General features: G+C 73.8%; 11 protein-coding genes. 3 read left to right on the top strand and 8 right to left on the bottom strand.

Translation table 11 applies throughout. The annotated features are described in order from the left end of the window. The 5 genes from ABD308_RS10120 to deoC form a co-directional block, all read right to left on the bottom strand. A partial coding sequence (locus ABD308_RS10120) for an ATP-binding protein (RefSeq protein ID WP_344331121.1) occupies window positions 1-614 on the bottom strand: 614 nt, incomplete at its 3' end. Window positions 615-661: 47 nt separating this feature from the next. Beyond that, window positions 662-1,072: a hypothetical protein gene (locus tag ABD308_RS10115; RefSeq protein ID WP_344331116.1), complete on the bottom strand. Its 411-nt coding sequence runs from the start codon at window positions 1,070-1,072 to the stop codon at window positions 662-664. 240 nt (window positions 1,073-1,312) lie between these two features. Beyond that, window positions 1,313-2,215 carry an aldehyde dehydrogenase family protein gene (locus ABD308_RS10110; RefSeq protein ID WP_344331110.1) on the bottom strand — a complete coding sequence of 301 codons (903 nt, stop codon included), beginning with the start codon at window positions 2,213-2,215 and terminating at the stop codon, window positions 1,313-1,315. Next, the gene (locus tag ABD308_RS10105; protein WP_344331105.1) at window positions 2,208-3,707 is read right to left on the bottom strand and encodes an aldehyde dehydrogenase family protein; all 1,500 of its coding nucleotides are present in this window, start codon (window positions 3,705-3,707) and stop codon (window positions 2,208-2,210) included. The genes ABD308_RS10110 and ABD308_RS10105 overlap by 8 nt, the downstream gene beginning before the upstream one ends. 5 nt (window positions 3,708-3,712) lie before the next feature. Next, complete coding sequence (gene deoC, locus ABD308_RS10100) at window positions 3,713-4,699, bottom strand: deoxyribose-phosphate aldolase (protein ID WP_344331100.1); 987 nt, start codon at window positions 4,697-4,699, stop codon at window positions 3,713-3,715. 300 nt (window positions 4,700-4,999) lie between these two features. Here deoC and ABD308_RS10095 point away from each other — a divergent pair, with 300 nt between their 5' ends. Continuing rightward, complete coding sequence (locus tag ABD308_RS10095) at window positions 5,000-5,689, top strand: PH domain-containing protein (RefSeq protein ID WP_344331096.1); 690 nt, start codon at window positions 5,000-5,002, stop codon at window positions 5,687-5,689. Between the two features lie 640 nt (window positions 5,690-6,329). On the opposite strand, the gene ABD308_RS10090 is transcribed toward ABD308_RS10095, so the two are convergent. From ABD308_RS10090 to ABD308_RS10080, 3 genes are all read right to left on the bottom strand, one after another. Next, entirely contained in the window at window positions 6,330-8,054 is a 1,725-nt protein-coding gene (locus ABD308_RS10090; RefSeq protein WP_344331093.1) for a phospho-sugar mutase, read from the bottom strand. Between the two features lie 306 nt (window positions 8,055-8,360). Then, a complete protein-coding gene (locus ABD308_RS10085) occupies window positions 8,361-9,182 on the bottom strand; it encodes a purine-nucleoside phosphorylase (RefSeq protein ID WP_344331092.1) in 822 nt (273 codons plus the stop codon). 545 nt (window positions 9,183-9,727) lie between these two features. After that, window positions 9,728-10,165, bottom strand: a complete 438-nt coding sequence (locus tag ABD308_RS10080) for a gamma-glutamylcyclotransferase family protein (protein WP_344331090.1) — start codon at window positions 10,163-10,165, stop codon at window positions 9,728-9,730. Window positions 10,166-10,243: 78 nt separating this feature from the next. Between ABD308_RS10080 and ABD308_RS10075 the strand changes: the two genes are divergently transcribed. Continuing rightward, window positions 10,244-11,698 (top strand): NAD(P)H-quinone dehydrogenase, encoded by a 1,455-nt coding sequence (locus ABD308_RS10075; protein WP_344331089.1) that lies wholly within the window; start codon window positions 10,244-10,246, stop codon window positions 11,696-11,698. Window positions 11,699-11,934: 236 nt separating this feature from the next. Further along, window positions 11,935-12,697, top strand: a 763-nt coding sequence (locus ABD308_RS10070; RefSeq protein ID WP_486327014.1) for a DeoR/GlpR family DNA-binding transcription regulator, incomplete at its 3' end; no start/stop codon positions are given.

Here is a 12,697-nt window from a genome sequence, read left to right as displayed (position 1 = left end):
GCGGCCGCCGCGCGGATCCGCCGCCCGGCCTCCGGCCCGGAGCACGGGTGCGCGCCCAGCGCGACCTGCCGCCCGACGATGCCGCGTTCGGCCCGCATCAGCCGCCAGCCGCGCCGCAGCAGCACCGGCAGCGACTTGCGGCCCTCGCGGACGTCCCGGCGCAGCCGCCACCAGGCGGTGGTCAGCGCGCCGTTGCGCAGGCACAGGGCGTCGCCGAGCAGGTCCCCGGCCGCGCAGTCGGCGGTGATCTCGGCGGCGAAGATGCCCTCGGCGACGAACGCGCCGGCCCCGGCGAGTTCCAGCACCCGGGTGGAGACCCGGCCGTTGTCCGGGATCGAGTACACCGGCACCTCGGCCCGGCCGGTGGCGCACAGGTCGCGGATGGCCGCGACGGCCTGCTCGCGGTGCCAGGACAGCGGGGAGTCCCAGTCCACCGCGCCGTCGGGCAGTCGCGGCAGGCTCGGGTCGTCGCCGTCCTTGTAGAAGTCGTCGAGCTGGAGCACCGGCAGGCCGCTGCGCTCGGCCAGCGAGGACTTCCCCGATCCGGAGGGTCCGGAGAGCAGGACCACCCGGGCACGGGCTATCGGCACAGGGTTCAGCGGGGAGTCACTCACGGGACACCAGTCTGACGCATCCGGGCCCGTTGCCGAAACCGGTCGGATCACACGTCCGTCAGCGCCTCGGGGCCGGCCAACGCGGCGTGCAGCACCGGCAGGTACCGGCTGTCGACCTGGAGGTACACGGGGTGTCCGGCGCCGGGTGCCAGGTAGGCGGTGGCGGCCCAGTCCTGGTCGTGCCAGGTGTCCGGCTCGGGGTCGTGGAAGGTGCCGCCCGCGGGCAGCTCGACCCTGGCGCGGCCGCGCGCCGTGAAGGCGGCGGACGGGGCGCCGGGGGTGATCCACAGCCGCCCGTCGGCGTACTCGCCCCGCGGGCCCGGCCCGGCGGCGCGCGCCGAGCAGGGGATCCGCACCGGCCGCCCGGCGGCCAGCCGTCGCCGGGTGCGGGACACCCGGAAGGTGCGCCAGAACCCGTCCGCGAACAGTGCCATCAGCTCGCCCGCCAGCTCTCCCACGAGTCCCCCTCGGTGTGCGGTGTCGGCCCAGTCTGGCCGGGCGCCGGGGGCGGGCGGCAGCGCCGAAAGGCGGGCGGCGGGGCGACGAAAGTCGACGGACCCGCGCCAGGGGGGGAGAGGCGCGGGTCCGTCCTGTGACCGTCCGGGCCCTGGGGGGGAGAGGGCACGGGGGACGGCCAGTCTGTGGAGTTGTCTACCAACTCGCGGTTACGGAGTGTAGCCGCTGCGGGGACCTGGTGGTCAGATACCCATCGGGTGCCAGACCGTCTTGGTCTCCAGGAACGAGAGTAGCCGGTCCGTTCCGGGAGCATTGGTCCAGTCCTGGGCGAACGGGTCCAGCTCCGGGCGGATCACCCTCTTCAGGGTATCCGCGGCAAGCGTCTCCAGCGCGCCCGCCGCGCCGGGACCGTCGTCGGCGATCGCGCCGGTGAGGTCCAGGGCGTTGACGTCCTGGTGCGAGGCCAGGGTCGGCGCGATGTCGGCGGTGCGGCCGGACAGGACGTTCACCACGCCGCCGGGGACGTCCGAGGTGGCCAGCACCTCGCCCAGCGACAGCGCGGGCAGCGGCGCGTCGGCCGCGGCCGCCACCACCACGGTGTTGCCGGTGGCGATCGCCGGGGCGATCACCGACACCAGGCCGAGCAGCGAGTGCCCGTAACCGGCCTGCGGGGCGACGATCCCGACCACGCCGGTCGGCTCCGGGGTGGAGAGGTTGAAGTACGGGCCGGCGACCGGGTTGGCGCCGCCCGCGATCTGGGCCACCTTGTCGGTCCAGCCCGCGTACCAGACCCAGCGGTCGATCGCCGCGTCCACCAGGGCGGCGGCCTTCTTCGGGCCGACGCCCTCGGAGAGCGCCACCTCGGCGGCGAACTGCGCGCGCCGGCCCTGCAGCATCTCGGCGACCCGGTACAGCACCTGGCCGCGGTTGTACGCGGTGGTGCCGGCCCAGCCCTTGACCGCCGCGCGGGCGGCCACGACCGCGTCACGGGCGTCCTTGCGGGTCCCCAGCGGGGCGTTGGCCAGCCACTCGCCCTTCGCGTCCGTCACCTCGTACACCCGCCCGCTCTCGGAGCGCGGGAACTTCCCGCCGACGTACAGCTTGTAGGTCTTGAGGACATCAAGACGGCTCACGACATCAGACATCTCGGGCCTCGACATTCAGGTAGGGCTCCAGACCGTGCCGGCCACCCTCGCGGCCGTAGCCCGACTCCTTGTAGCCGCCGAACGGCGAGGTCGGGTCGAACTTGTTGAAGGTGTTGGCCCAGACCACGCCCGCCTTGAGCCGGTTGGCCATCCAGAGGATGCGCGAGCCCTTCTCCGTCCAGATGCCGGCGGAGAGGCCGTAGGGGGTGTTGTTGGCCTTCTCGACCGCCTCGGCGGGGGTGCGGAAGGTCAGCACCGACAGCACCGGGCCGAAGATCTCCTCCTGGGCGATCCGGTGGGCCTGGCTGACGCCGGTGAAGAGGGTCGGCCGGAACCAGAAGCCGGTGCCCGGCAGCTCGCAGGCCGGCGACCAGCGCTCGGCGCCCTCGGCCTCGCCGGCCTCGGTCAGCGCGGTGATCCGGGCCAGCTGCTCGGCGGAGTTGATCGCGCCGATGTCGGTGTTCTTGTCCAGCGGGTCGCCGACCCGCAGAGTGCCCATCCGGCGCTTCAGCGCCGCCAGCAGCTCGTCCTGGACGGACTCCTGGACCAGCAGGCGCGAACCCGCGCAGCAGACGTGGCCCTGGTTGAAGAAGATGCCGTTGACGATGCCCTCGACGGCCTGGTCGAGCGGCGCGTCGTCGAAGACGATGTTCGCGGCCTTGCCGCCCAGCTCCAGCGACAGCTTCTTGCGGGTGCCGGCCACCTGCTTGGCGATCGCCCGGCCGACCGGGGTGGAGCCGGTGAAGGCGACCTTGTTGACGTCCGGGTGCGCGGTGAGCGCGGCGCCGGTGCGGCCGTCACCGGTGACGATGTTGACGACGCCCTTCGGCAGACCGGCCTGGCGGCAGATCTCGGCGAAGCGCAGCGCGGTCAGCGGGGTGGTCTCGGCCGGCTTCAGCACGACCGTGTTGCCGGTGGCCAGCGCCGGGGCGATCTTCCACGCCAGCATCAGCAGCGGGAAGTTCCACGGGATGACCTGGGCGGCCACGCCCAGCGGCCTCGGGTTCGGGCCGAAGCCGGCGTAGTCCAGCTTGTCGGCCCAGCCCGCGTAGTAGAAGAAGTGCGCGGCGACCAGCGGCAGGTCCACGTCACGGGTCTCGCGGATCGGCTTGCCGTTGTCCATCGACTCCAGCACCGCCAGCTCGCGGCTGCGCTCCTGGATGATCCGGGCGATCCGGAACAGGTACTTGGCGCGCTCGCTGCCGGGCAGCGCCGACCAGTCGGCGAAGGCCTCGCGGGCGGCGGCGACCGCGCGGTCGACGTCCTTCCCGGTGCCCTGGGCGAACTCGGCGAGCACCTGCTCGGTGGCCGGGTTGACCGTCTTCAGCGCCTCGCTGCCGGAGGAGTCGACGAACTCGCCGCCGATGAAGTGGCCGTAGGAGCTGGCGATGTCGCCGGCGGCGGCGGGCGACTCGGGCGCCGGGGCGTACGTGAAGAGGCCGCCCGCCGGCTTCTGGGCCACGGGCTCCTCGGTGTTCTTCTTCTTGGCCATGGTGATCAGTCCACCGTCACGTAGTCGGGGCCGGAGTACCGTCCGGTGGTCAGCTTCTGGCGCTGCATCAGCAGGTCGTTGAGCAGGCTGGAGGCGCCGAAGCGGAACCAGTGCGGGCTCAGCCAGTCGTCGCCGAGGGTCTCGTTGACCATCACCAGGTACTTCATCGCGTCCTTGGTGGTGCGGATCCCGCCGGCGGGCTTCACGCCGACCTGGACGCCGGTGGCCGCGCGGAAGTCGCGGACCGCCTCCAGCATCAGCAGGGTGACCGGCGGGGTCGCGTTGACGGCGACCTTGCCGGTGGAGGTCTTGATGAAGTCGGCGCCCGCCAGCATCGCCAGCCAGGAGACCCGGCGCACGTTGTCGTACGTCTGCAGCTCGCCGGTCTCGAAGATCACCTTGAGGTGGGCGTAGCCGCCGTCGGCGCGGCGGCAGGCCTCCTTGACGGCGACGATCTCGTTGTAGACGTCGAGGTAGCGGCCGGAGAGGAAGGCCCCCCGGTCGATGACCATGTCGATCTCGTCGGCGCCCGCGGCGACCGCGTCGGCGGTGTCGGCGAGCTTGACCGGCAGCGCGGCGCGGCCGGCCGGGAAGGCGGTGGCGACGGAGGCGACCTGGATGTCGGTGCCCCGCAGCGCCGCCTTCGCGGTGGCGGCCATGTCCGGGTAGACACAGATCGCGGCGACGCGGGGGGTGGTCGGGTCGGTCGGGTCGGGGTTCCTGCCCTTGGCGCACAGTGCGCGCACCTTGCCGACCGTGTCCGCGCCCTCCAGCGTGGTCAGGTCGATCATCGAGATGGCCAGGTCGATGGCGTACGCCTTGGCCGTGGTCTTGATCGAGCGGGTACCGAGGGTGGCGGCACGCGCCTCCAGGCCGACCTGGTCGACACCGGGCAGGCCGTGCAGGAAGCGGCGGAGCGAGGCCTCGGACGCCGCGACGTCCTCAAGACCGCTACCCGCGATGCCTGGGGCGTTGGCTGCAAGAGTGGACATAGTCACCACACCAGCATATCTACGCGCGTAGTCAATCGCTAGGCCCGGCACGCATCGATGCCGGACCGAGATCTGCGGCGGGTCGGCCGGTCGCCGCGAAGGGGTGGACCGCGCCGGAACCGCCCGCTCCGGGCATCGCCCTCGCGGAGCCGCTCGGCGCCACCCCGCTCAGCCGCGACGCCCGGACGGGCACGGGAGCGGCGCCCGTTGCCCGACCGGGATCCTCGGCGCGGACCAGGAGCCGGCGGGTGTGATCGCCACCTCTGTGGATCGCGGGGGGCATGGGGCAGAATCGTCGGCATGACCGATTCCGACGGCCGGCCCCACCAGGGCCCGGCCGGCTCCGATGGGGAGCCCGTGTACGCCGACCGCGTGTACCGCTCCGTTCCCGGCGTCATCTCCGGGGTGCTGTTGCTGGCCGTCGCGGCCTGGCTGATCGGGGACGCGGCGCTGAACGGCGCTGGCAAGACGCCGTGGGTGTCGCTGGCCGCCGTCCCGGTCTTCGCGTTCCCCGTGATCGCCTACACCCTGCGACCGGCCGTCCGGGCCAATGACCGGCGGCTGCTGGTGCGCAATCCGCTGCGCACCATCACCGCCCCCTGGGCCGCCGTCGACGCGCTGCGCGCCGGGTACTCGGTGGAGCTGCTCGCCGAGGGCAAGAAGTACCAGGTGTGGGCGGTGCCGGTGTCGCTGCGCCAGCGCAAGCGCGCGGCCCGCGCCCAGGACCGCGGCGGTCGGCCGCAGCACGCCTCCCGGCTCGGCATGGTCTTCGGCCAGGGCGGCGGCGCGCCGTCCGGCCCCGGGGTGCAGGGCTCGACGGACCCCACCAAGGCCTGGTCCGACCAGGTGGTGAACGTCCTCCAGCAGATGGCCGAGCGCAACGCCTCGCGCCCCGAGGCGTCCGGCCCGATCGAGGTCCGCTGGTGCTGGTGGATCATCGCCCCGACGCTGGCCGGCCTGGTGGCGCTGATCGCCGTCATCGCCGCCTGAGCGAGCACCGGGGCGGTGCTCCGGGTCAGCCGGCGGCGCGGACGTAGACCTCGGCGGCGCCGGGGGACCCGGTGTCCAGGTCCAGGGCGAAGATCCGCCGATCCGGCCCGCCCGGCGGCTCGGGCAGCAGGGCGCCCCGCGCCGGTTCCTCGCCGGGCAGGGCCCCCGCCAGGTCCGGCGGCAGCGGCGCCGGAGCACCGGGCGCCGGCAGGTCGTAGACGCGGACGAAGTCGTCGAGGTTGCTGTCCGGCCCCCCCGACCAGCCGGTAGTGCAGGTACGCCACCCGGGGCCCGCCGGGCGGACCGGCCAGCACGGCGGCCTCGGGCACGTAGTACCGGCCCTTGCCGGGATGCTGCCGGTGGTGGAGGCCGGCCGGCCGCTGCGCGCGGTCGGTGTCGGTCTCGCGCAGGTCGGTCGTCCGCGCCGCCCGCTCCGCCGTCCATCCGACCGCCACCGCGGCGAGCAGCGCGCACAGCACCAGCAGGACGCCCGCCGGCCGTCGGGCCGCGGGCCGGGTTCCGCTCATTGTGTGGTCCCCCTTCACCGGCGAATCCACTCGCGGCCGGGATCCTCCGCAGGCGGATCGAGCGCCTCCCGGCCAGGCCGGGAGGCGCTCGACGCGTGGAGGGGCGCGGACCGTCAGGCGGTGATGCCGGCGGCCGCGGCCAGGTCGCGCTTGACGGCCGCGAGGAGGTCGGCGGCGCGGGTGCGGGTGGAGGCGAGGTCGGCGGCGGAGGCGACCGGGAGGACGACCTCCAGGTAGCACTTGAGCTTGGGCTCGGTGCCGGACGGACGGACCACGATGCGGGCCGAGCGGACGGCGTCGCCGGCCAGGTGGTAGCGCAGGCCGTCGGTCGGCGGCAGGTCGGCGGAGCCGGCGGTGAGGTCGTCGGCCCGGGTCACGGTGAGGCCGGCCAGCGTGGTGGGCGGCCGCTCGCGCAGGGTGCGCATGGCGTCGGCGATCAGGGAGAGGTCCTCGACGCGCACCGAGAGCTGGTCGGTGGCGTGCAGGCCGTGCTCCAGCGCCAGGTCGTCGAGCAGGTCGGACAGGGTCCGCCCGGAGCGCTTGAGGGTGGCGGCGAGCTCGGCGACCAGCAGGGCGGCGGTGATGCCGTCCTTGTCGCGCACGCCCTGCGGGTCGACGCAGTAGCCGAGCGCCTCCTCGTAGCCGTAGCGCAGGCCCTCGGCGCGGGAGATCCACTTGAAGCCGGTGAGGGTCTCCGCGTAGCCGAGCCCGGCGGCCTCGGCGATCCGGCCGAGCAGGGTGGAGGAGACGATGGTGGTGGCGAAGGTGCCGGCGGCCTTCTTGGCGACCAGCGCGGCGCCGAGCAGCGCGCCGACCTCGTCGCCGCGCAGCATCCGCCAGCCGTCCGCGCCCTGCCCGCCGCCGGCGGCGTCGCCGTTGGCGGGAACGGCCACCGCGCAGCGGTCGGCGTCCGGGTCGTTGGCGATGACGATGTCCGGGCCGGTCGCGGCGGCGGTGCGGAAGGCGAGGTCCATCGCCCCCGGCTCCTCCGGGTTGGGGAAGGCGACGGTCGGGAAGTCCGGGTCGGGCTCGGCCTGCTCGGGGACCACGGTGGGCGCGGGGAAGCCGGCTCGGTCCAGGGCGGCCAGGAAGGTGTCCCGGCCGACACCGTGCATCGGGGTGTAGACGACGGCGAGGTCGCGGGCGCTGTGCGGGTCGACGATGGACGCGGCACGGTCCAGGTAGGCCTCGACCACCGACTCGTCGACGGTCTCCCAGCCGCTCGCGGCGAGCGGGACGTCGTGGAGCGAGCCGATCGCGTCGATCTCGGCGGCGATGCCCGCGTCGGCCGGCGGCACGATCTGCGAGCCGTCGCCCAGGTAGACCTTGTAGCCGTTGTCCTGCGGCGGGTTGTGGCTGGCGGTGACGGTCACGCCGGCGGCCGCGCCGAGGTGGCGGACGGCGAAGGCGAGCACCGGGGTGGGCAGCGGGCGCGGGAAGAGCGCGGCGCGCAGGCCGGCGCCGACCACCACGGCGGCGGTGTCGCGGGCGAAGTCGTAGGACTTGTGGCGGGCGTCGTAGCCGATGACGACGAGGTCGCCGAGGCCCTGCCGCTTGACGTAGGAGACCAGGCCGGCGGCGGCCCGGATCACCACGGCGCGGTTCATCCGCATCGGTCCCGCGCCGAGTTCGCCGCGCAGGCCGGCGGTGCCGAACTGGAGGCGGTCGGCGAAGCGGTCGGCCAGGTCGGCCCAGGCGAGCTTGGCCGTGGCGTCTGCCTCGGGGGCCTCGGCGGCGGCGAGCAGCGCGGCGAGCTCCTCGCGGGTCTGCGGGTCCGGGTCCTCGGCGAGCCAGGTGCGGGCCCGGGCGAGGAGGTCGGTGGTGGTTGCCTGCGTCATGGCTGCAGCTCCATCGGGAAGTGCGTCGGTGGTCGGCCGGGGAGGGTGCCCCGGCCCTGGCCCGGTGGGACGGGCCGGGGGAGACGGGCGTGAGGAGACGGGCGTCGCGGGGACCGGTCGGGTCGGGTCGAGGCGGGACGGGACGGGACGGGACGAACGTACGGCGCGGTGGCGGCGCGGTGCGGCGTCCGGCCGGCCGGGGCGTGTCGGACCGGCACGCGCGGACGGGGCCCGCGGGCGGGTGTGATCACCGGATCACACCCGCCCGGGGCCCCGTCGTTCATGCGGTCCGCTCCCGCCCCGGCGTCAGATCCGCTCCAGGACCTTCGCCAGCAGCGCGCCCATGCGCTCGGCGGAGGCCTTGCCGGCCTCCAGCACCTCGGCGTGGTTGAGCGGCTCGCCGGTCATGCCGGCGGCCAGGTTGGTGACCAGGGAGATGCCGAGCACCTCGGCGCCGGCCTCGCGGGCCGCGATGGCCTCCAGGGTGGTGGACATGCCGACCAGTTCGCCGCCGATCACCCGGGCCATGTTGACCTCGGCCGGGGTCTCGTAGTGCGGGCCGCGGAACTGGACGTAGACGGCCTCGTCCAGGCTCGCGTCGACCTCGCGGCACAGCTCGCGCAGCCGCTTGGAGTAGAGGTCGGTGAGGTCCACGAAGTTCGCGCCGACGATCGGGGAGTCGGCGGTCAGGTTGATGTGGTCGCTGATCAGGACCGGCTGGCCGGGCGTCCAGGTGGGACGCAGGCCGCCGCAGCCGTTGGTCAGCACGATGATCCCGCAGCCGGCCGCGGCGGCGGTGCGCACGCCGTGGACGACGGTCGCGACGCCGTGGCCCTCGTAGTAGTGGTTGCGGCCGAGGAAGATCAGGGCGCGCTTCTCGCCGATCTTCACCGAGCGGATCTTGCCGGCGTGGCCGGCCACGGCGGGGGCGGGGAAGCCCGGCAGGTCGGTGACCGGGAACTCCGCCACGGTCTCGCCGAGGGCGTCGGCGGCCGGCACCCAGCCGGAGCCCATCACCAGGGCGACGTCGTGGCGCTCGGCACCGGTCAGCTCGCGCAGGCGCTCGGCGGCGGCCTGGGCGGCGGCGTAGGGGTCGGCGGAGACGACCGACTGAGGAGATGCGTTCACGGGTCCGAGAATAGACGGGAAACGGCTACGCGCGTAGAAATTCCTGGTACGACGTGCCGGATCGTTACCCGGATGGCCTGCGGACCGGTCCGCGCGTGCCGGACCGTCAGAGCCGCCTGGCGCCGCGCAGGCCCTTGGCGCACAGCCCGTTGTCGTCCAGCCGGGCGGCGCCGCCCTCGTCGCCGAAGGCCGGGCCGTCCGCCTCCTCGCGGCTGGAGACGTGGCGTGGGTGGCCGCCGGTGTCCAGGCCCGGGTGGATGCCGGTGTGGTCGAGCCGGGCGCCGGTGCGGGCGTCGATCTCGAAGAAGACCAGGTCGCCGGGGAGCAGCGGGCCGCACGGTGGTGTCCGGGACGGGCGCGGTGGTCAGCGGCAGCACCGGCACGCCCGGCCCCGTCCGGGCCGGGCCGTTGGCGGTGCGGAGCAGGCCGGGGCCGGGCGCGTCCTTGGACAGCGGCGGGTAGCCGGACCGGTGGCCGTACACCATGCGGACGCAGCCGGAGCAGGCGAAGGCGCCGTAACGGGTCCTGTCCGGGGGTAGCCGACCTCAGCAGGGGCGGCGGCGCAGGTCCAGGACGTAGTCGTCGGGGGCGCCGGCGCTCTCCGCCGCGTCCGCGATCAGACCCAGGTAGCGGGCCGCCGGCAGGCCGCCCTCGTAATCGTTCAGCACGTACGTCCAGACCGGCACGTCGCCGTCCAGGGTCTGCGCCCGCAGCTTGATCTTGCGGTAGATGCCGAGCTGGACGCCCTCCCAGCGGTCCAGCCCCTCCTCGTCCATCGGCGCCACGTCGTACAGCGAGACGAAGACCTGGTCCTTCTCGTCCTCCACCACTGTGGCCAGCGAGCCCTCCCAGCCGAGGTGTTCGCCGCCGAAGGTGAGCCGCCAGCCGGACAGCCACCCGGTGCCGCGCAGCGGCGAGTGCGGGGCGCGGCGGGTCATCTGCCGGGCATCGAGGTTCGTGGCATACGCGGCGTAAAGGGGCATGGGGGGAAGCCTACGTTCACCGGCCGATCCGATAGAAGCCCCGACCCCGGCGTGGCAGTGCTCCCGGCGTGCGGGACAATGGTTGACGTGACTCGGATCGTGATCATCGGTGGCGGACCCGGCGGCTACGAGGCGGCGTTGGTGGCCGCCCAGCTCGGCGCGGAGGTGACCGTCGTCGACCGCGACGGCCTGGGCGGATCGGCGGTGCTCACGGACTGTGTGCCGTCGAAGACGCTGATCGCGACGGCGGAGGTGATGACGACCTTCGACAGCTCGTACGAGGAACTCGGCATCATCGTCGCCGACGACACCCCCCACGTCGACACCCCGGCCCGCGTGGTCGGCGTCGACCTCGGCAAGGTCAACCGTCGTGTGAAGCGACTGGCCATCGCGCAGTCCCACGACATCACCCAGTCCGTGACCCGCGCCGGCGTCACCGTGCTGCGCGGCCGCGGCCGGCTCGGCACCGGCGGCCAGGCCGCGGACGGCTCCCGCGAGGTGCTGGTGGACGCGCCCGACGGCAGCGTCCAGTCGCTGCGCGCCGACGCCGTGCTGATCGCCACCGGCGCCCACCCGCGCGAACTGCCCGACGCCCAGCCCGACGGCGAGCGGATCCTCACCTGGACCCAGGTCTACGACCTGGAGGAGCTGCCGCGCGAGCTGATCGTGGTCGGCTCCGGCGTCACCGGCGCCGAGTTCGCCGGCGCCTACCAGGCGCTGGGCTCCAGGGTCACCCTGGTCTCCTCGCGCGACCGGGTGCTGCCGGGCGAGGACCCGGACGCCGCCGAGGTGCTGGAGGAGGTCTTCCGCCGCCGCGGGATGAACGTGATGAGCCGCTCGCGGGCCGAGACGGTGAAGCGGATCGGCGACGCGGTCGAGGTCACCCTCTCCGACGGCACGGTGATCGAGGGCACCCACTGTCTGATGGCGGTCGGCTCCATCCCGAACACCGCCGACATGGGCCTGGAGGAGGCCGGGGTCAAGCTCAACGACTGGGGTCAGGTCCAGGTCGACCGGGTCTCGCGCACCAGCGCCCCCGGTGTCTACGCGGCCGGCGACTGCACCGGCGTCTTCATGCTCGCCTCGGTGGCGGCCATGCAGGGCCGGATCGCCATGTACCACGCGCTCGGCGACGCGGTGCAGCCGCTGAACCTCAAGACCGTGGCCTCCAACGTCTTCACCGACCCCGAGATCGCCACCGTCGGCTACACCGCCGCCGACGTGAAGACCGGCAAGATGGACGCGGTCGAGGTCAAGCTCCCGCTGCGCGGCAACCCGCGGGCCAAGATGCAGGGCATCCGCGACGGCTTCGTGAAGCTGTTCTGCCGCCCCGGCACCGGCATCGTGGTCGGCGGCGTGGTGGTCGCCCCGCGCGCCAGCGAGCTCATCCACTCGATCTCGCTCGCGGTGGACGCCAATCTGACGGTCGAACAGGTGGCCAGCGCCTTCACCGTCTACCCGTCGGTCTCCGGCTCCACCGCCGAGGCCGCCCGCCAGCTCCACATCCGCAAGCGCGCCGAGGGCGAATCCTGAGCCCAGGACGCTCAGTTGGGGGCGGTCGCCGTTCGGCGGCCGCCCTTCGCGCGCTCCCGGCCGTCACCCGGACGGCGGGCGCAGTCCAGGATCACCGACGGCGCGCATTGTACGGTCACGCGCCGCTCCGGCGTGAGCAATTCCCGCTACTAGCAGCAAACGCCTGAAAGCAGACGGTCACGCGGGTTACCGTCGGTTCTGTGTTTGCAGCAGAACGTCGCCAGTTGATCCTCGAAATGGTGCGCGCCAACGGAGCGGTCTCGCTCCGGGAGTTGGCCCGCGTCGTCCAGACCTCCGAAGTGACCGTGCGCCGCGACGTACGGGCCCTGGAGGCAGAAGGGCTCCTCGACCGCCGGCACGGCGGCGCGGTGCTCCCCGGCGGCTTCAGCCGCGAACCCGGCTACCCGCAGAAGACCCACCTGTCCGCCGCCGAGAAGAGCGCCATCGCCGATCTCGCCGCCGGCCTGGTGGAGGAGGGCGACGCGGTGGTGGTCGGCGCCGGCACCACCACCCAGGAACTCGCCCGCCGTCTCGCGCGGGTGCCCGGGCTGACCGTGGTGACCAACTCGCTGTTGGTCGCCCAGGCGCTCGCGCACGCCAACCGGGTGGAGGTGGTGATGACCGGCGGCACCCTGCGCGGCTCCAACTACGCCCTGGTCGGCAGTGGCGCCGAGCAGTCCCTGCACGGGCTGCGGGTCACCAAGGCCTTCGTCTCGGGCAGCGGACTGACCGCCGAGCGCGGTCTGTCGACCACGAACATGCTCTCCGCGAGCGTGGACCGGGCCCTGGTGCAGTCGGCCGCCGAGGTGATCATCCTCGCCGACCACACCAAGCTCGGCGCGGACTCCATGTTCCAGACCGTCCCCACCGAGACCATCACCCGCCTCGTCACCGACGAGCACGCCACCGCCGGCGACACCACCGCCCGCGAACTCGACGCGCTCGCCGACTGCGGCGTGCAGATCGACCTCGCGCCGCTCGGCGCCCCGCCGTCCGGCG

It is taken from the genome of Kitasatospora putterlickiae, from assembly GCF_039527695.1.
Classification (GTDB): Bacteria; Actinomycetota; Actinomycetes; order Streptomycetales; family Streptomycetaceae; genus Kitasatospora; species Kitasatospora putterlickiae.
Note: the sequence above shows the minus strand (reverse complement) of the source record. Positions and strands in the feature narration are given on the sequence as shown.